Below are 20,512 nucleotides of genomic sequence, written 5' to 3'. Positions count from 1 at the left end.
AACGATTTTTGAAAAAAATAACCTTCAAATTAAAAATAATTTTTATATAATATAGACAAACAGGTCGAAATCTACGCTGATTTCGGCCTGCTTTACACTAATAAAAATGTTATACGTATCTAACTAACTTTACATTTATTACTTATTTCGCAAGAAGCATCATAATGTCATTGCTTCTCTGAACAAATTTTGTCATTGACTCAGCGTCCAAAGGAGCATTCTGGATGCGGGCAAGGTCATAAAGCTGCTCACATATTGTATTAACATTATCGCCCTCTTTGTTTTCCATGACATATTTAACAAGAGGATGATTTGCATTAAGAATAAGTGTCTGTCCACCCATTCCAAGATCGCCCATCATCATTCCGTTTGCAGCATACATCTTCATCATATCCTGCATACGACGTGTTTCCTCAGATACTGTGAGCATTGAAGAAATCTTTTTATCTTTAAGTCTCTCAATCTTAACAACAAGCTGCTCATTTTTAAGAGCCTTTTTCATCTGCTCTCCGATATTCTTTTCGATTTCTTCAAATTCTTTCTCAGCCTTCTTAGATGTCTTACTCTTGAAGGTATCTGTGAGATCAGCATCAATTCTCTGGAATCTGATATCCTGGTTCTTGGACTCAAGCTGCTGAATGAAAGGCACATCGATGTTGTGGTTAAGAATGAACGCATCCATCTTCTGAGCCTTAAACATATTGATGTACTGGCTCTGCTGCTGCTCGTCAGTTACATAGTAAATTATACGGGGCTCTTTTTCCTTCTCAGCATCCTTTGAATCAGCATTATCTGATTCCTCTCCTGATACTGTGTTTCCGTTCTCATCAACTACTTCTGCCTCAACCTTGTTACCATTTTCATCCTTTGCTTCCTCAGCTGCTGCAGCTTCCTCTGCCTCCTTATTGATTTGAAGAGCATCGGGAAGTGTGAGGTATTTACCATCCAGATTCTTAAAGAGGATGTAATCATTCATCTTCTCACAGAACTTGTCATCCTTTAAGCAGCCATACTTGATGAAAGGAGAAATGTCTTCCCAGTATTTGTCGTAGTTCTCTTTATCTGTCTTGCAAAGACCTGCAAGCTTCTCTGCCACTTTCTTGGAAATATAGTCAGAAATCTTTTTAACAAATCCATCATTCTGAAGTGCACTTCTTGAAACATTAAGAGGCAGATCAGGACAGTCAATTACTCCCTTAAGCAGCATCAGATATTCAGGTATAACTTCCTTGATGTTATCAGCAATAAATACCTGGTTATTGTAGAGCTTGATAACACCCTCTGCGGATTCAAATTCCATATTAATCTTAGGGAAGTAAAGAATTCCCTTAAGGTTGAAAGGATAATCCATGTTGAGGTGAATCCAGAACAGAGGCTCCTTGTAGTCACGGAATACCTTTCTGTAGAATTCCTTGTATTCCTCATCTGTGCAATCCTTAGGTGTCTTAGCCCAGAGCGGATGTGTGTCATTAAGAAGCTGAGGTCTTCTCCGAATCTTAAGCTTTCTCTCCTCTTCCTTCTTTTCCTCTGAAGCCTCGCCATCCTTCTCAGAATCAGATTTAGCTTCTTCTTTTTTCTCAGGCTCAATAACTTCGATTACAACATCGTCATCTCTCTTCTCTGATTCCTTGATGGTCTCTGTGCCTTCCTCATTTTCTCTTGAAAGATAAATCTCATAAGGCATGAATGAGCAGTATTTCTCAATTACTTCACGAGCCTTGTATTCGTTGCAGAATTCAAGGCAATCATCTGAAAGATGAAGTGTGATGGTTGTACCGATTTCCTTCTTGTCACCGTCTGACATCTCAAAATCAGAACCGCCATCGCAGGTCCAATGTACTGATGCGGCATCTGACTTATATGAAAGTGTATCGATATCTACATAGTCAGATACCATGAATGTGGAATAGAAGCCAAGACCAAAGTGACCGATAATCTGGTCAGCATTAGCTTTATCTTTATACTTGTTAAGGAAATCTGTTGCACCTGAAAAAGCTACCTGGTTGATATATTCCTCAACCTCGTCAGCTGTCATACCAATACCATTATCAATAATTTTGATAGTCTTTTCCTTATCATTAAGAACGATATCTACGCGAGGTTTGAAGCCATCAGGAAGTGTATACTCTCCCATCATATCCATTTTACGGATCTTAGTGATAGCATCACAGGCATTAGATACCACTTCTCTGTAAAAGATATCATGATCCGAATATAACCATTTCTTGATTATAGGGAACATGTTCTCAGAATTAATTGAAAGATTACCTCTTTTTTCCATATTTACTGCCTCCAAATAATCGCGGAAATCTTGGATAATTTATACCGCGTTTTTCTCATTTGTATGTGGTTAACCTCAACAGGTTCAACATCCCGTATTCAGAAGGCTCTTAAGAAATATACTGCAAACAGCATCTCCTATAACCACTACCACAGGATACCCACAAATATGAGTTTAAGACTCGCCGAACTAAAAGTCAATAAAAAATTAGCACTCATCAATTTTGAGTGCTAACAAAAGGCAACATCACAATTCGCTGATGCACTAAATTCATAGCGTAAAATCATATAGCAAATAATGATTAAATAATTATGAATATGCTTAGTTTTCTATAAACTCCATTTAATTATCTGATATTTCGTTTAAAATTATGTATTAAGAAAAAACATCAGAGTCTTTATAGCAAACATACCGGATTCATGGTTCAAGAACTTTTCGAATTCAGTTGTACTATAGCATTTGCTCTGTAAATCGTCAGTGTAGGAGGTTTAAAATGGCTAAGGAAACCAATAATACGAATGCAGGAATACAAGTTAAAGGAGCAAAAGTAAAAAGAAGTATCAGTACCACACTTCTTTTATGCCTTATGCCGATTATCGTTGTAGGCATTGTTGCTATTATATTATTCTTAACATTTAGTGCCAGAAATACCATAACTGAAATAACACTTATGGATTTGGCGGCTGAGACTAAAGCCAATGCCAACGAACTTGGTACACCCTTTAATATGCTTACTTCTAAATTTGGTCAATATTGTGATACTTTGGAGCAGGTTCCCTTCGAGGATCATGATTCCATGCTTAAATACATTGAACCTACTGCCAGATATGATTCTATTAAAAATTCCGGACTCTACATCGGTTTTTCCGATGATAGCTATATTTTCGCAAACCATTCTGAGCGTGATGCTTCATGGAAGCCAACAGAACGTGACTGGTACAAGGCAGGTCTTGGAAATGAATCCTTTGTCGCAACAGATCCTTATGTTGATGCTTTAGAAAACGCCCTCTGCGTATCCTTCGTTCGACAAAATGATTTTTCCAGTGGTGAAGTTGGTGTTTGCGCAGTAGATGTTTTCCTCAGTGACCTTCAAAAAACCGTGTCTGAATTTTCTCCTATGAAAGCTGGTTCTTCAATAGTCATAGATAATGATTATCTGATATCTTTCTTTGATCCTTCATTAAATGGCGCAAAGATTGCAGATCAAAACAATCCTTATCTCAATGAATTACAATCCTATGTAAAAAGTGGTTCTCATGAACCTGTTACAATATATGACAGTAATTCAGCTACTAACTATTATGTATGTGCTTATCCTATTGAGGGCACTCCATGGACTCTTATTTCATCGATAAGTGTTTCTGCAGTTCAGGCATCTGCAAACAGATTTACGACTTATGCCATACTTGCCATGATAATACTTATCGCCATTATAGTTCTGGTAATACTCTTTACCATAAACAGAGTAATAACAAAACCCGTAACCGGACTTTCAAACAGTATCACAAAGATTTCTGCCGGCGATTTCACTACAAAAATGCCTGCCGACAAAGGTGATGAAATCGGTCTTATCAGCAGAGAAATGGATAATTATGTTCATATAATGAATAATACTATTAATTCTATCCAAAATAAGGCTGAACAACTAAAGTCAGACTCCTCTTCCTCAAGGGATGCCTCAGAGAAAATGTCTGAAGGCGCAAATGAGCAATCAATCTCCATGGGTCAGATTCAGACCACAATGGATGACATTGCCAATGCTGTCAGTGAACTGGCAAATAACGCAACGCAGCTTGCAGGTGCAGTTGCAGATCTTACTGACAGCGGAACAAAGGCCAATGACATAATGCTTGAACTGGTTAATCAGGCAAATATCGGTCAGCGTGATATGAACACAGTCCAGTCGAATATGGACAACATCACCTCTTCCATGAATGAAATGAATGAAGTTGTTACCACTGTCGGTGAATCCGCAGAAAAGATAACTGAAATTGTAGAGATGATAGAATCCATTTCCGAGCAGACAAATCTTCTTTCTCTTAATGCCAGCATAGAAGCTGCCAGAGCCGGAGAAGCCGGAAAAGGATTTGCGGTTGTTGCTGATGAAATAGGAAAACTGGCCCAAAACAGCCAGGATTCAACCAAGGAAATAAGCAGTATTATTTCTGACATTACTCAGCTGATCCAAAATCTTGCTGAGAAATCTCAGAATAATATGGATGCGATAAACGAAAACAGCGAAGCAGTTGCAAAGGCTGGTGACAGCTTTAATAAGATATACCAGGATCTTAATACAACAGCAGACACAATGAACGATATGATCAAAATGATGGGCAATGTCAACGATATTGCTTCCAGCGTTGCTGCTATATCTGAAGAGCAGTCAGCAAGTTCAGAAGAAGTTACGGCAACAGTTACTTCCCTCGCTCAGAGCGCACAGGAAATTGCATCTGAATCCAAGGGTGTTGAAGATGCTGCTAATTCCGTATCCGATTCTGCATTATCAATTAACGATGAGCTGAGTAAATTCATTATAAAGTAAAAAATCTCACTCCTTTCTTATAAATCATTAGCCACAAAAGAGCGTTCCTGCCATTACTTATTGGCAGTGAACGCTCTTTTGTATTGGGCTAAAAGCTAATTAAAACTTGTAATTATTCTTGATTGTGCATTTCTTAAGCTTCGTATTCTTGTGATCATAGAAAGTGCCTTTTATTTTGCACTTATTAAATGTGACACTTTTCCCTGAATAGTTACCAACATCGCCCTTAAAGGTACATTTTGTTATCTTAACATTCTTGGCAACAACCTTATTATTACTCTGGTAATAAGGATTCAAAATATTGAGTGCAAAGAACTGTCCGTTTTTCTGATGGGCTTTCTTAGACTTCACAGTAGTATTCTTTATCTCGATTGCGGAGCATACAGCTTTCTTAGGAACATTCCCCTGATTGGTGTTTGGTTCAATAAGGATTCCGCACTGTGGTGAGGCCCCATTTGCGCCTGATATATTACATCCGTCAATTACCACGTGATCTGCATCTACTATTGCGATGTTATTTCTTCTATTATTTTTAACAACACAGTTAGTTACGGTAACATAGCTGCAGCCCGGATATGAGCCATCACTTTGCACTGAACCAAGGTATATGCCATCACCCCAGTTATCAGAAACGGTAAGATTGGAAATCTGTACATTTTTACAATCCCTTACTCCAATGCCATGACCATCTGCTCCGTCTGACCCCTTGTGATTACTTCTGTCCCCGACTATACTTCCACCGGAAATCCTGAAATTATCACCCTTTACATCTATCGCACAAAACTCTCCCGCGCTTGTAGGTACAACCTTAAAGACAGTTGAATTGGTTAACTCAAAGCTAATATTAGGTTTGGTGACATTAACAGCAACTGCTGTTCCATGAAAATCTATAACATCGATGTCATAGGTTCCTGCACCAAATACTATTGTTCCTCCTCCGGCTTCACCAGCAGCATCAATAGTTCTATTGATAGCTTCGGTATCTCCCTTACCATCATTTGCCACAGCACCATAGTCTTCCGGTTTAAATTCTCCTGCAGCCTTAACATCTGCATTCACCGGCACTGCAATACTAAATAACGGAGCTGCCACAGCAGCTGCAATAAATAAAAGTGATGTTCTTTTTAACCTCATAAGTAATCCTCCATCATTCACTAAAATGATTCTTGTACACCTCAAAAAAAGTTCTGGTATTTACATTTTCTTCATCTGTCACATGAATCTTCTTATAAAGATCTTCATTAAGAACTCGGGAAAGCGTAGATGCAAAGGCATCATACTTTTGTCCAAAAACCTCCCGCTTTTTCTCTTCTACTATTCTTACTTTGTTCGCCTCTGTTTCTTCCCTGTTAAAAGTACTGATACATTTGAGAATAACATAGGAATCTTCTGTTTCTATTATGCTGCTGACTTCACCGTTATCAAGATTAAACGCTGCATTTTCTATCTCTTTTTCAACATCACCTTTTCCGATGGAAACCGTACCTTCTTCAGCTTCATTGTACTGTTCCATCAACGTGCTGAACTCTGTGCCATCCCTTACCTGCCTTAAAATCTGAGCAGCTTTGTTTTTAACGGATTTTCTTTCATCATCATTAAACACAGTTTTTTCGCCTTTTGAATCCAGTTTCCATGTGTTCAAAACTATCTGCTCAACTGTTATGGTCCTGGCTTCATCATCGCTTATCTCCGGATTAATATCCTTTATGATATAATCATACAATTTATCTGCAGTTGCATACTCTGTATACATAGCAGTTAGTGTTTCCTCGGTAATTCCTCCCATAGCCCTGATCTCATCATCATTAAGAGAAGCATAATACTCCGCGGCAGCTGATGCAGCATTTGAAGCTTCAGACTCCGTAAGAGTTATTTCTGATTCAGCAGCAAGAAGATTCATAGCCTTAACCTGCGCAATTGTAGAGAGGCACTTATCTTTGACATAATTCTCCATGTCATTCTCACCGATGTTCACATTCCATACTTCACTGCCAAAACCAGTCTCATAAGTATTCTGCGAATTGATCAGGTACACCATGTATTCAGATTTCATACAGGATAAGTCTTCAATCCTGAAAAGTTCGTTATCGGTAAAGCCGGTAGTAAATACAATCTTCGTATTACTTAAACCTGCACAGCCGCTTAGAGGTCCCATCATGCAGGTAGCCAGGGTGATAACCAATGTGCTCCTCAGTATTTTTCTAATTATTCTGTTAACTGACTTTTTATCTCTCATGTGTTAGCTGCAATGTCACCTTTACATTATTTTCCTAATTTATCAAGAATGCTTCTGGCTACCTTAAGTCCATTAGCGCTGGCCTGTTGAAGTCCCCTGGTTATTCCGGCTCCGTCTCCTATTGCGCGAAGATGTCCTACACTGGTCTCAAAGTCCTTATTTACAATAACCTTGTTTGAATAGAATTTCACCTCTACACCATAAAGGAGTGTCTCCTCTGAGGCTATTCCAGGTGTAACCTTATCAAGCGCCTGAATCATCTCATCAAGGTCCACCATTATTCTATGAGGGAATACCAGCGAAAGGTCTCCCGGAACTGCATCCTTTAATGTAGGAATGAGGTTGTTTCTCGCAAGTCTCTCGTCTGTGGTTCTTCTGCCTCTTCTAAAATCGCCATAGGTCTGAACCAGTACTTTTCCATCGCAGAGCATATTTCCAAGCTCTGCTATTTTTCTGCCATATTCGATAGGTGACTTAAAAGGCTTGGTAAAGTTCTTTGAAACCAGAAGTGCGAAGTTGGTATTATCAGTCTTAAATTCCTTACCCTTATAGGCATGTCCGTTTACTACAGCAAGGCCGCCCTCATAATACTCTGTGGCAACTTCTCCGGACGGATTTGTACAGAAGGTCCTGACTTTGTCATCAAAGGTAGGTGTGTGATAGATAAGCTTTGCTTCATAGAGGTTCTCATTAAGGAACTGCATAACCTCATCTCTCACCTCGACTCTGACACCGACATCTACTGTTCCGGGTTTAGTCTCAATCCCAATCTTATCGCACTGGGAATGGAACCAGTCTGCACCCTCTCTTCCGACAGCAGATACTATTTCCTTTGCTGTAACAGTATCACCATCATGAGTTTTTACTCCGATGCAGATTCCATTCTCAACAAGAATCTCATCAACCATGGTATTAAAAACAAGCTCAACACCTTTTTCTTCAAGGTGTTCCTGAAGCTTTTTATATATTTTATAGCCTTCCTCGGTTCCAAGATGTCTGATTGGGCATTCTACAAGTTTGAGATTGGCATTTATCGCCTTTTTTCTGATCTCTCTTATTTCCTCTGCCTTGTCAACACCATAAACATTTTGGTCTGCACCGAATTTCAGATATATATTATCAGATTCTTTTATAAGAGCAGTTGCCTCATCATAACCAAGAATGTCGGGAAGTGTTCCACCAACATCAGGTGATAGTGAAAGCTTACCATCGGAAAATGCGCCTGCTCCTGCAAAACCGGTAGTAATAGAGCATGGCTTACATCCCATACATTTTCCTGTGGTTCTTTTTGGACACTGTCTCTTTTCAATAGATCTGCCCTTCTCAATGATCATAATCTTTAAGTCCGGACGTTTCTCTATAAGTTCATATGCACAGAAAATTCCTCCGGGTCCTGCCCCAATTATTAATACATCAACGTTTTTTTCCATAAGTTCTCTCTTTCTATATTAAACTCCACCAGGCTCATAAACCAATTGCCAAGTGGACCTCTATGGCTCTCACTAAACCGGCGAAGTACCTCGCTAAGTGCTATGCTCAAATTTAATATGGCTGCTACAGAAACTGTAGCAGCCATCTAGTCCGTTTGATCAAATTTAAAATATGTCAGCTATTATTTCTTTGTAGCTTTCTTTGCAGTAGTCTTCTTAGCTACTGTCTTCTTTGTTGCTGCCTTTTTAGGTGCTGCGGGCTTCTTTGCAGGCTCTTCCTTGGTCTCAACCTTAGCCTCTGCCTTCTTGCCTGCTACCTTTAAAAGCTCTGCCTTTGCAAGGTCACCCTCTGCGTTGATCTTGCCTGCAAGATTAGCTGATACGAAATCTGTCTTACCTTCAAGAATGTCCAGCAGATCTGCAGCTGATGTGTAAACAAGAATGTCTCTGTCGAAATACTCGTAAGGCTCAACATTTATCTTTCCATCTGCGATTTCAACATAGAATGCGCCTTCGCCCTCGCCTGTTATATTGAACTGGTAAGCAGCGTGCTCCTTAACGTTGCTAACATCAGCATCCTTAAGTGCTTCTTTTACCTTTGCTACTACTTCTTCGTAAGTCATTTTTTCCTCCACTTCATAAAAAATTGATTCCCTAAACAAAACCTTAAATATTATAACACTAAAAACAGATTCGTAGAATACCTCATCTGATTTTTTGCGCTATCTACTATTACTTCTGTACTGCACCGGAGTCATTCCGTATTTTTTCTTAAAGAGTCTGTTGAAGTGTTCAACATTCTGATAGCCTGCAGCTTCAGCAACTCTCTCAACCTTCATATTACCGTTTTTAAGAAGTATGCTCGCTTTTTTAAGCCTTATCTTCTTTACGTTTTCTCCAAAGGTCATTCCGGATTTTTCCTTGATATACTTTGAAAGATACGGCTTTGATAAATAAAACTCCTTGGAGAGATCATCCAATGTAACGGTCAGATAATTCTCCTGAATATAATTGAGGATTGCGCTTATTCTCTCATCCTTTGCATCGGTACTGGCCCTTACCACATCCAACTGATTAACGGCAATTGTAAGCGCATTGATTGATGAACGAATGATATCTTCATCAATTCCTACACCCCAATACTTTTTACCATTGCTTGTAATTCCGACATAGGTAACAGCCTTTGAAGATGATCCGCGACTAAGTGCATGCTCCTCATAAACTGAAAGCTCATAGCTGATATTGAAATACTGCTTAAATGCATTGCTTACCGCATCAAGTCGGCCGTTTCCGTTAGCCTCTACTATATGCTCTTTTCCTGCATGAGAAAGAGTTACTTCAGCAAGAATTCCGCTAACCTGCTTAAAGTGACAATCCGCAACTCTGAATACGGAATCATTATGTACATACTTATCTTCAAATATCTGATAAATACGTCCGGGTGCAAGTTCAGCATGCTCCTTGTCAGAAATATCCTTGATAGTGTAGCTGATATCCGCCTGCATTTCTTTGGGAACCATCATGCCATAATTATTCTTAAGGATGTAGCTTACGCCGCCTTTTCCGGACTGGGAATTAATTCTGATAACGTCACCATCATACTCTCTTCCAAGGTCCTTAGGATCGATTGGCAGATAAGGAACACTCCATATTCCCTTATCCTTCCCGGCTTCATGCCAGGAGAATCCCTTACTGATAGCATCCTGATGTGAGCCTGAAAATGCAGTAAATACGAGCTGTCCGGCGTAGGGCTGACGCTCAAATATTCTCATTCTGGTAAGACGCTCATAGGCTTCACCAATCTTATTGATATTGCTAAAGTCAAGTCCCGGATCAACACCATGTGAATACATGTTAAGAGCAAGCGTAACGATATCAACATTTCCGGTTCTCTCACCGTTACCAAAAAGTGTGCCCTCAATTCTGTCAGCGCCTGCAAGGCATCCAAGCTCAGCGTCGCTTATGCCTGATCCTCTATCGTTATGAGGATGAAGTGACAGTGTAACGGCATCACGATACTTAAGATTCTTGTGAATATATTCAACCTGAGTTGCAAATACATGAGGCATGGCAATCTCAACAGTTGTAGGTATATTTATTATTACCTTGTTATCCTTTTTCGGCTTCCATACATCAAGAACTGCATTGCAGACTTCAACCGCATAATCAACCTCAGTTCCCGGAAAGCTCTCCGGAGAATACTCAAAAGAAAAGTTGCCCTTTGTCTCTTTTGCAAGCTTATCAAGAAGCTTTGCTCCTTCGACTGCTATCTGCTTAACATCCTCTTTGTTCTTTTTGAAAACCTGCTCGCGCTGAGCAACAGATGTGGAATTATAGAGGTGGATGATTGCTCTGGGCGCGCCCTTTACAGCTTCAAATGTTCTTTTTATAATATGCTCTCTCGCCTGAGTAAGTACCTGCAAAGTCACATCCTCAGGAATCATATTTTTCTCGATAAGTGTTCTGGCAAATTCAAACTCTGTCTCAGACGCTGCCGGAAAACCGATTTCAATTTCTTTAAAGCCCAGTTCAACAAGCATTGTGAAAAATTCAAGTTTCTCATCAAGACTCATAGGCTCGATCAAGGCCTGGTTACCATCTCGAAGGTCAACGCTACACCAAATTGGCGGGTGATCCACATAATCTTTCTTCACCCAGTCATAAGAGACCTTGGGTGGCATGAAATATTGTCTCTGATATTTCTCGAAATTCTTCATAATGCTCCTCCTTGCTGTGTATTTAAGTATTTTCTGTCAAATCTATTTAATTGGTTTGCAAAATATGGAAAATCTTGCCAAGTGCTTTGCGCAAAATAAAAATCATCAATGAATATTGATGATTTTTATTTTAACACTTGTATTTAATTTTAGTAGTGATGAATTTAATCAGTTTTCTTGATTTATATTAATCACATGTTTTAAATATCTTTCTTCCAGAGGCCATGAAGATTGCAATACTCATAAGCAGCAACTGCTTTTTCTCCATCAGCAAGGATGAATTCTGCCACAGGCTTATCAGAAGGTGACAGATTCTTTTGCATAAATCCTTTATCCGTAACAAGCCAGATATACTGGATATAATGATTGTCCATCATAGGATGCTCTACTTCACCGACCTTAACTGTTACTTTGTTGCCATCTATTTCAACAACAGGTACATGTTTCTCATGAGCACCATCTGAAGTTCCGGGTGCCAGAGAAGTCATAGGATCACCACAGCATACAGGTGTACAAGCTGCATCATTGATCTTGATTACCATACTACCGCATTTTTCACATTTAAAAACGTTCATAGAAACCTCCTTTTATTATCTATAATAGATTCCTGATTTTTTCAGGAATTCAACATTCTACCGGACTCAATTATGCCTTGTCCGGTTATAAAGCTCCTTTTAATAGTTTTCAGCCTTAATCTGGAAATAAGCCTGAGGATGATTACATACAGGGCAAACCTCCGGCGCTGTAGGTCCAACTACAATGTGCCCACAGTTTCCACACTGCCAGATAGCATCACCATCTCTTGAGAAAACAAGCTTATCCTCAATATTCTTAAGAAGCTTTCTGTAACGCTCCTCATGTTCTTTCTCAATAGCAGCTACGCCCTCAAACAATTCAGCAATCTCATCAAAGCCTTCTTCTCTTGCGGTCTTGGCAAATGAGGGATACATTTCTTTCCACTCATAGGATTCACCCTCAGCAGCTTCCTTAAGATTCTCAATTGTGCTGCCGATTCCTGTCAGAATCTTGTACCATATTTCAGCATGTTCCTTTTCATTTGCAGCAGTCTCTGCAAAGATATTGGAAATCTGAACAAAGCCATCCTTCTTTGCCTTAGATGCAAAGAAAGTATACTTGTTTCTTGCCTCAGATTCACCGGCAAATGCTGCCTGCAGATTCTTCTCTGTCTGTGTTCCTTTCAGGTCCTCCGACCTACATCTCCATTTGTTTTCAGCCATTTTCATATCTCCTTCCGGTAATTTTTCCGATAGTCTTTAGAACATCCTTAATGCTCAACCAAGCTTAAAAAGCCTCGTCAGGCAATCTGTTCTATGCAAAAATAATGCCTCCAATGTGTTTTGTACAATTATTTTACGCAATTGCCATCTGCAATAATTCTAACACATCAAAGGCATTATATTTATTAGATTTTTATTAAAATTTGTGTCGTTTTTTCGTATTCAGTAATTGTTATTTATAGTTTCTTTCAATTTGATTTCATAGCTTTTTCAATAATCTTGCGAGCCCTGTACTCAGAGAAATTAAACTCCCTTATTGCATTAAATGAAAGCTTCCTATCCTTGACCTGTGAATATTCATAATTGTTTGCCCTATAATTCATAAGAAGTTCTCTGTTATCAGCAAAAGCAGGCACGGCATCCATTGACAGATCATATGTAAGATAAGTCTGAATACTGTCCATATTATATCTCTCTGATGATATTCTTTCACTATCGACAAACTGAAGATCATACTTTGCAATCTGATAGTCCGGACTTGCAAATACAAACGCGATGTACATTACGGTAACAGTAACCATACACCATGAAAAAACCGGAAACTTCTCATATACCAGACTGACTAACAGATACGCAAGCCATAAAGAAATAACAACCAGAAACCAAAGTACAAACAGTCTCATGAATGTAAGATGATAAACGCTGATATACAAGATCATCCTATATGCACTTGATGCAATCATAATGTAAGTGCACACTCCCACTACCATGAGAAGAATTTTAAGCACTATATTTTCCTTGAAAAGTCTCTTGCACAATGTCACAAGAGCAAGATTCATTATACTCACAGCCAAAAGCTGGTAGAAGCCTTCATGCGCATATTGTGCATAGGTATAGCCTTTGGGCAAAGCCATTTTTCCCATAAAAAGACCCACAATCTGAATCACACTAAAGAACAAATAAACAATGCTCAAAATACCTGTAAATGTAATTCCCATCACAGGATTAAAGCCTGCTCTCTTATCTGCATCAAATTCTATTCCTTTTTTCTGAAGGCTTTTGATCACTGTATAAAAAAGCCATATTGACCATATTGCAGATAATGTAATGCCCACTAAATCCAGGATGTAATCAAACTCTATGATAAAATCAAAAATGCTTCCGATTTTATTTGAGAATACTGCATCAGCAGAAGAAAGAAGCGGAATTACTATTGCCAGCAGAGGAATTTCAACACAAAGACCTGCAAGTATTGCAAGAATAGTAGCCTTATTTTCACTGCTAAGTTTGTTTCCGCGACTTTTTACCCAGCCCACAAAGTCGTTAACAGGATCGATAATGTTTATCAGAGGCTTACATGCAGTTATCATTATTGCGATGAACCATCCGACTATATCCCATCCCTTTGTATCAACATACATATAGATCACAAAGCTGAACATAAGCAGATTTATTGCCAATCCGTCAAGCCATAAAAGTTCGGTGTTTGTAGTCATGCACTTAGAAACTGAAAGCAGCATTAACGAAATAATATAAAATAAATTAAGAGCACTTTTACCATTTTTACTTTTAAAAATCGATAATCCATCCCTGCGTCTGGCCCATGCTATAAGTGCAAGCGTTCCTGCCATATAAATCGGATAGGTAATGCCTGACTGATTGCTATAGAGACAAAACACTCGCATTGCTGCATATATCAAGGCTATCAGTCCGTATTTAGCAAAGGATTCCGCATCAGGTGCATATGTATTTTTATTTACAGTTGTCATGTTGCCGTAATAATATGTAGGCCCGTTCCCTTGTGCAACAGGGCTGACCGCAAGATTGGAATTATTGTAACAGCTATTGTTATTCTCGTTATTCCCCACAACTTCATTAATTTGATTTTCCATGGTTTTCCTCCTCATCAGGTACATATTCCAGTATGTCACCTGGCTGACAGTCCAGCTCTCTGCATATTGCTTCCAATGTCTGGAATCTTACAGCCTTTGCTTTGTTATTTTTTAATATTGATAAATTGGCCAGAGTAATATCAACTTTTCCTGCAAGCTCGGTAAGTCCGATTTTCCTCTTTGCCATCATTACATCCAAATTAACTACAATTGCCATTTCTTCCCCCCGGCCCGATTTCAGATTGTGAGATCATTTTCCTCTTTATAACTCACAGCCCTGTCAAATACCTTTGCCAGTACTTTACTCAAAACTCCGGCAAAGAGAAAAACGCCCGCTATAATGATTGCCGCAAATGTGAAGTAAACAAAACACCTAAAAATCTTGATTGCCGCAATGGCAAAAGCATAGTAAGCCATACGATTCAGACTTGTAACATTTTCCTGAACAAAACAGTCATCCGAAATAACGGTTTTCATCATTTTCCGAAGTTCATATAAAATCAAAAGTGCCAATGCCCCTACAAGCATTATCGAAATCACCGCAAATAAAAAATGATCATTTATTGCTGCATACTCAGAAGTCTCCCCATTCAGCTTTATAGTCTGCTCCACTGCCTTCCTAAGTCCTATGGGCACTGTCACCTCTATAAAGATTCCTATAATAATACTTAAATCCAGAAACCTCTTAAACCAAACATTTAATCTGTTAGCCATTTTGATGTCTCTCCCTTTGTGTCGTTGAATGCCATAGCTACGAACTAATTTTGTTATATCATGGCCACTATTGAGTGTCAATAACTTTTTATCGTTTTTCGATAAATCGCTATAGTGCTATATGACAAGAAAGAATGTCGCTTGCGACATTCTCGCGCCGAGCGCGGTTGCTGAAGGCAACATATTCCTATCGCGCGAGTGCGCATCCATAGCGGAGCGCTTTTTATGATATAGGAATTTCGGAGGAATTTCCTATATCATAAAAAAAGGACTACGATCCAAGTGAGAATCGTAATCCTTTCCTAATTCAGTTTAATATTTCAGTACTGTAAAGAAACTAACCATTCAATTATTTAACTGTAGACTTTTTGTTAGCCTGCATCTTAATTTTCTGACGGAGTTTTATTACATATACCTTTTATAGACGAAAAAATAAAGTTTTCTTAATTATTCTCAGAAGCGTCTTCTGCAGTTTCATCAGTATCTGTTGTCTCTGATGCAGCTTCTGCTGCTGTATCATCTGTAGTCTCTGAAGCAGCTTCTTCTGTTGTTTCAGTATCTCCTGCCGTTGCATTAACATCTTCAGCAGTATCAGAAGTAGGAACTACATCCTCAGAAATCTCAGTATCAGCAACCTGTTCAGCCTGATGATTTGAAGCATACACTCTCCAACCTGCAAAACCACAAACAGCAACTAAGACCAAAACTGAAACGCCTTTTGCTATTTTCATATTTCTCTTGTGCTTTGCAAGTCTGGCCTTTCTGCCCTTCTTTTCCTTCTTGTAAGCATCAACTTTTTCCTGACTCATACCATTCTCCTCCCAAACGAATAATAACTATATTGCCTGAGAATATTATACTACCCATACAATAATCTCAAAACAATTTTTATGATATCATCAAAATGTGAATTTTTAATGTAAATTATATTTTTATATTTCCGGTCTTTAATGCCAGATCACAGGAAGAGTTTCGTTCTGTGAAATCTGAGTAAGAGACTTGGAATTCCTGACCTCTATAAATTCACTGTCTTGTGACTTTGGATCTACTTTGAACACCGGTGTTCCGTCTCCTCTCATAAAAGCAGCTACATATTCCTCAATTGATGATATTTTGTAAGGAAAACTCATGCCTCCCATCGTTATCACTGATAATGCATGTATGTCAGATCCTGCTGCCATTGTGAGGTTTTGATCTAATGCATATTGATATCCAAGGGCATTCTGCCAATCAGGATTCCCCGAATTATATACTTCTGCTCCATCGCTTGCAGAGGGCGTCAGGTGAATTTCTGACAAATATCCTCGTTCTCTGTAGGGATGAGCCTGAATCATTATTCCGCCATATTGATGCACAAGCTCATAAACCTCAGATCTCGATTTTTCCAATAAATCAGGATTGTCCACAAGCCACTTTTTATCCGCCCCGTAAAGAAGGAATTCATCACCCTGAAAATTATACTCAATTCCAAACATAACCGTGAGTTCAGTTCCCTCTGCCGCCTTAAGTGCTTTCTCATATCCCTGACAATATCTCTCTACTCTCTCCTCCCATGAGAGCTCTTTGGGAATGCAACTGTTTCCGTTAAAAAAGTGATCAGTCACGATAAAGCCACTATAACCACATTTGATCATATACTCGATGTAATCTTCAGGAGCCGTCGAAGAGCAGGCACTCCCTTCTCTTGTGTGTAAATGTGTTTCATAAACGTAGTTCATCTCTTATGCCATATCCTTCATTTATAGTCGTGTAAAATTCATTGTTTTTCTTAAAAAAGCAGAACCCTATAACCCTATTCGCGCGAGTCTGTCGTAAAACTGGGGATAAAAATCCGCATTAACATCATAATCCATTGCATAAAAAGTACGGAGAAGTCCCATATTTACTGCCTTTAACTGATTTTCTCCCATCTCACCGGTTCTCTCAGAAATACCTTTTATAAAATAATGCCAGGTATCTACAAATTTTTCATACTGAGCAAAATTCGGTGTTCCGATCCATTTCTTAATCTTGATTTTTGCCTGTCTCTCCTTTTGACATTCATCAACTTGAAGAAAATACTTATGAGTTTCATTTTCATAAATGCGTCCCAAAGGGAAAAGCCTGCAGAATCCCGGGCGAAATGCATGAATACTACATCTTCCCTCATCATTCAAAAAAATACAGGCCTCATTTTCACCACAGGCACTCCCCGTCATTTTAAGACATGGCAAAATTATACCGTCAACAACTCTCAGATCAATGCTATCTTTCTGCAATTCTTCAAATTTCTTCGACAGCCCCTTTTCCATACTAAAAACATCGTATGGATCAAGGACAACAGTATCTCCCATGCCACAACAGCAGGCATGACAGCCACTGCAATCACCGACGCCAAGTTTTGCCAAATCACCGGCTTCATATTTTCTGCCGTCTGATATGCTGTCCAATTCAACATCTCTTATCATAAACCTAAAACTCCAATATAAGTCATTATTATCTTCACAAAAAATCCAATATCAGACTTTTTATCATCCTCGCGGAAAGTCATCAAACATCAGACCTTTATCATCCTCATAGTAAACCATCAAACATCAGGTCTTGTCATCCTCGCGGAAAGTCATCAAATATCAAGCCTCTGTCGCCATCATCATAATCCTCTTCATCAAAATCCAAACTCTCACTAAGAATCTTTGAATATTCCGGATCTGTCACAATTTTTCTAAAGAGACCATGACATCCTTCTGAGCAGTCATCCCACGTATCATCGAAATTACCGGTGTACCATGGATCAGCCACATCACCATTTCTCCCTGCAAATTCCAGCATCTTATAAACTTTGTTCTCAGGATCTCCGCCAAAGAGCCTCTCCAGATTGCGGATATTTGCACTATCCATACCGATGATAAAATCAAACTTATCATAGTCAGTCCTACTTGTAAGCCTTGCACGTTTCATACTTACCCCAAGCTCATTCTCAGGTGTTCCGATTCCATGCTCTTTAAGCTTTTCCCTTGCCGGTGGATACACAGGACTTCCCTGCCCATTCCATATCTCATCAGTATGTGTTGCTGACGACTCAATATGAAATTCTTCTTCCAAACCTTGTTTTCTAACAATATCCTTCATTATAAATTCTGCCATTGTAGAACGGCAAATATTGCCGTGGCAGACGAATAGTATTTTTATCATGTATTATTACTCCTGAATATTCCGAGACGTGCCGGATATTTTTTTCGATGCCTATCTGTCGTCGCAATAGGACTATGATAGCACAGATTTATGAATAATATGAAATATGGAGTCAAGAAGGAATAGTTAAAGCTTCCTGCCTATATTTCCATATCCTTAAGTTACTACAGGCATTTTTTATCATCTCTTACCAACGAGAACTTGCTCAGTAATTTCTAGCAATTCAGCAGCTGCCTGCTCGTTTTCTACACGAATAAGATTGTCATAAAAATCAGCTTTTCCTAATAGATTCATTCCGCCATGCCACACAAGCTTTTTATCTATCACAGCATAATGCTCACAATCGTTGTCAGTGGTTCTGACAATAATTCCGCTTCGCCTCATCTCATCTATAAGGATATGTATGTCAATTGCATCACCATACCCAACCATATCAGGGCTACTTGTTATGACCGTCACTGCAACACCTGATTCCTGACGATGTTTTATTAGAGAAATCATTCTTTCAACTTTCATTCTGCTTATATTAGGACTTGAAATGATGATTTCTTTATTTGCTTCAATCATATCCTTTTCAAATATTTCCATATAGTCACGGCTATCATAAATAGCATTGGCTACTTGCTTGGTTACTATCGGTTCGGAAATAATCTGATATCCCATCTTTTTATATGATTTGAGTCTGCTTTTGTATTGCTTGTCAAAAAAGCTTATATGTGTATCAACATAGTCATAAACGATAACATCCTTTTTGCCATCATAGGATCTGTTTAGTCTGCCGACATATTGTGTCAGCCTGCCTTCAAATTTGATAGGTGCAGCTAGCAGGAGAGTGTCCAATCTCGGGAAATTAAATCCTTCACCTATCTTTTGGCCTGTAGCTATAAGAATAAGAGACTTATCTTTAGGAATGGAAATCTTTTTTTCTTTTATTTCCTGATTCTGCTTAGCACTTTGCCCTCCATAAATCAGGAAAACATGATCCGCCTTACCTTGTAATAAGGAATACAGTATTTCGGCATCCTTCAGTTTCTTTCCACATGGATATAGTACTTAAATTGTAGTAATTTGAATGCCCTATACGCTTATTCTTGGCAAATTCAGGATTATCTATTGTTGCCATACCTTTAATCTGATTTTGGATGGGAGGCAACAGATTAAGTGCATCCACATAAGTACCATCATCTAATACTATGTGTAATTCACCTCCTATAACATTTTGGGCAAAGAAACGTTCATCCTTTTTCCAAGGACGTATTTGCCCATTATCTTTAGCATATTTAGTTACAGGTATAAGGGACATCTGCTCCTTGTTCCACTCTTGTAAATAAGAAGAGACTTCTTCTAATGAAATTTTCTTCATGGATCTTAGCTTTTCCCACTGATCGGGATATGCATTCCAAGATTCATCAATAAATGCGCTATTACCTCTGAGTAACGCACGACCCTGAAGAGGTAGTGCGACAAGATTTCCTAGTTTACTCAAAACATCCTGGGAAGGATACATACGGTCATAGTACTTAAAAGAGGGGAGATTGATATAAGAAGCACCTCTATCTAATAGGGCAAATCCAAAGCTACGCGCTAAAGCTGCTGGAATTGCAGTTTTAAAGAATATCCATATATGAGCACCTTTTCCAGAGCGTGATCTTTCAGTTAGTGCATCAATATTGGCAAGCTTGCAAATATGACGAAGCGCATCGACTTCGCTTTTCCATAAATCGTCTGTATTAGCATCGTCGTTTTTATAAGCGTCCTTTTCATGATTATCGAAGTCAAAGACCAGAAAACGGCATGTGTTATTGGGAAATAAAGGATATACACCTATAACATCCGTACAATCATCTCTCTGACCTTTTAGATGATTAAGAATCTTCCATGGAACCAGTTCATCCCACTCCTTATATATACAATCCTCATCACAGAATTTTTTCTTGTCGGCTTTTTTAGGGCAAGAGGAATTATTCCACCATGCTTTGCAACGAGGGAAATATCCGCCCACTTTGCCACGCACTGCGTAAACATCCGTACGTCCCCAGAAATAGCTATAGAATTCTTTGGCCATATCAAGATCAGGTGTGGTATGAATAATTCTACCTGCCTGATCATCATCGTATTCATCGGAAATGTCGACAGTATCGATTACATTATCTGCACTGTAGGAAATGTTATTTTCATCTAATAGCTTTTTGAGATTTGAATTTTCATCCTGAAGATTTCTTATTATATTTCTCAAAGAATTAAGGTCATGTTCTGTCGGACGCATAATTATTCCTTTCAAAATAAAAAAA

18 protein-coding genes are annotated in these 20,512 nt (G+C 38.8%); 1 reads left to right on the top strand and 17 read right to left on the bottom strand.

Features of this window, described 5'->3' with window-relative positions:
- Positions 1 to 142: 142 nt before the first annotated feature.
- Positions 143 to 2,281 (bottom strand): molecular chaperone HtpG, encoded by a 2,139-nt coding sequence (gene htpG, locus T501_RS04520; protein WP_044913574.1) that lies wholly within the window; start codon positions 2,279 to 2,281, stop codon positions 143 to 145.
- A gap of 493 nt (positions 2,282 to 2,774) precedes the next feature.
- On the opposite strand from htpG, the gene T501_RS04515 reads away from it, so the two are divergent.
- Positions 2,775 to 4,823, top strand: a complete 2,049-nt coding sequence (locus T501_RS04515; RefSeq protein WP_044913573.1) for a methyl-accepting chemotaxis protein — start codon at positions 2,775 to 2,777, stop codon at positions 4,821 to 4,823.
- Positions 4,824 to 4,922: 99 nt separating this feature from the next.
- On the opposite strand, the gene T501_RS04510 is transcribed toward T501_RS04515, so the two are convergent.
- The 16 genes from T501_RS04510 to T501_RS22010 form a co-directional block, all read right to left on the bottom strand.
- Positions 4,923 to 5,957 carry a right-handed parallel beta-helix repeat-containing protein gene (locus tag T501_RS04510; protein ID WP_044913572.1) on the bottom strand — a complete coding sequence of 345 codons (1,035 nt, stop codon included), beginning with the start codon at positions 5,955 to 5,957 and terminating at the stop codon, positions 4,923 to 4,925.
- Between the two features lie 13 nt (positions 5,958 to 5,970).
- Positions 5,971 to 7,059 (bottom strand): peptidylprolyl isomerase, encoded by a 1,089-nt coding sequence (locus tag T501_RS04505; protein WP_049945670.1) that lies wholly within the window; start codon positions 7,057 to 7,059, stop codon positions 5,971 to 5,973.
- A gap of 26 nt (positions 7,060 to 7,085) precedes the next feature.
- Positions 7,086 to 8,489, bottom strand: coding sequence for an NAD(P)/FAD-dependent oxidoreductase (locus tag T501_RS04500; RefSeq protein ID WP_044913570.1), 1,404 nt, complete (start codon positions 8,487 to 8,489; stop codon positions 7,086 to 7,088).
- A gap of 182 nt (positions 8,490 to 8,671) precedes the next feature.
- The gene (locus T501_RS04495) at positions 8,672 to 9,112 is read right to left on the bottom strand and encodes an SCP2 sterol-binding domain-containing protein (protein ID WP_026509647.1); all 441 of its coding nucleotides are present in this window, start codon (positions 9,110 to 9,112) and stop codon (positions 8,672 to 8,674) included.
- Positions 9,113 to 9,211: 99 nt separating this feature from the next.
- Positions 9,212 to 11,206, bottom strand: coding sequence for a 2-isopropylmalate synthase (locus T501_RS04490; protein ID WP_044913569.1), 1,995 nt, complete (start codon positions 11,204 to 11,206; stop codon positions 9,212 to 9,214).
- 200 nt (positions 11,207 to 11,406) lie between these two features.
- Complete coding sequence (locus tag T501_RS04485) at positions 11,407 to 11,781, bottom strand: desulfoferrodoxin family protein (protein ID WP_026509645.1); 375 nt, start codon at positions 11,779 to 11,781, stop codon at positions 11,407 to 11,409.
- A gap of 99 nt (positions 11,782 to 11,880) precedes the next feature.
- Complete coding sequence (gene rbr / locus T501_RS04480; RefSeq protein WP_044913568.1) at positions 11,881 to 12,444, bottom strand: rubrerythrin; 564 nt, start codon at positions 12,442 to 12,444, stop codon at positions 11,881 to 11,883.
- Positions 12,445 to 12,692: 248 nt separating this feature from the next.
- Positions 12,693 to 14,336 carry a DUF4153 domain-containing protein gene (locus T501_RS04475; RefSeq protein ID WP_044913566.1) on the bottom strand — a complete coding sequence of 548 codons (1,644 nt, stop codon included), beginning with the start codon at positions 14,334 to 14,336 and terminating at the stop codon, positions 12,693 to 12,695.
- Complete coding sequence (locus T501_RS04470) at positions 14,320 to 14,553, bottom strand: helix-turn-helix domain-containing protein (RefSeq protein WP_026509642.1); 234 nt, start codon at positions 14,551 to 14,553, stop codon at positions 14,320 to 14,322. Before T501_RS04470 ends, T501_RS04475 begins: the two co-directional genes overlap by 17 nt.
- Before the next feature lie 20 nt (positions 14,554 to 14,573).
- Positions 14,574 to 15,050: a DUF2975 domain-containing protein gene (locus tag T501_RS04465; RefSeq protein WP_044913563.1), complete on the bottom strand. Its 477-nt coding sequence runs from the start codon at positions 15,048 to 15,050 to the stop codon at positions 14,574 to 14,576.
- A 443-nt stretch (positions 15,051 to 15,493) separates the two neighbouring features.
- Positions 15,494 to 15,859, bottom strand: a complete 366-nt coding sequence (locus T501_RS04460; protein ID WP_044913561.1) for a hypothetical protein — start codon at positions 15,857 to 15,859, stop codon at positions 15,494 to 15,496.
- A gap of 138 nt (positions 15,860 to 15,997) precedes the next feature.
- Positions 15,998 to 16,768: a PHP domain-containing protein gene (locus tag T501_RS04455; protein WP_050008135.1), complete on the bottom strand. Its 771-nt coding sequence runs from the start codon at positions 16,766 to 16,768 to the stop codon at positions 15,998 to 16,000.
- 66 nt (positions 16,769 to 16,834) lie between these two features.
- On the bottom strand, positions 16,835 to 17,497 hold the full coding sequence (locus tag T501_RS04450) for a YkgJ family cysteine cluster protein (RefSeq protein WP_044913559.1): 663 nt from the start codon (positions 17,495 to 17,497) through the stop codon (positions 16,835 to 16,837).
- 136 nt (positions 17,498 to 17,633) lie between these two features.
- Positions 17,634 to 18,221 (bottom strand): low molecular weight protein-tyrosine-phosphatase, encoded by a 588-nt coding sequence (locus T501_RS04445; protein WP_044913557.1) that lies wholly within the window; start codon positions 18,219 to 18,221, stop codon positions 17,634 to 17,636.
- 180 nt (positions 18,222 to 18,401) lie between these two features.
- Entirely contained in the window at positions 18,402 to 19,061 is a 660-nt protein-coding gene (locus T501_RS22015) for a phospholipase D-like domain-containing protein (RefSeq protein ID WP_050008134.1), read from the bottom strand.
- Positions 19,062 to 19,209: 148 nt separating this feature from the next.
- A complete protein-coding gene (locus T501_RS22010; RefSeq protein ID WP_044913555.1) occupies positions 19,210 to 20,487 on the bottom strand; it encodes a TOTE conflict system archaeo-eukaryotic primase domain-containing protein in 1,278 nt (425 codons plus the stop codon).
- Positions 20,488 to 20,512: the final 25 nt, after the last annotated feature.

Origin of the sequence: Butyrivibrio sp. WCE2006 (assembly GCF_000701985.1) — a bacterium.
In the GTDB taxonomy this organism is placed as follows: Bacteria; Bacillota; Clostridia; order Lachnospirales; family Lachnospiraceae; genus Butyrivibrio.
Note: the sequence above shows the minus strand (reverse complement) of the source record. Positions and strands in the feature narration are given on the sequence as shown.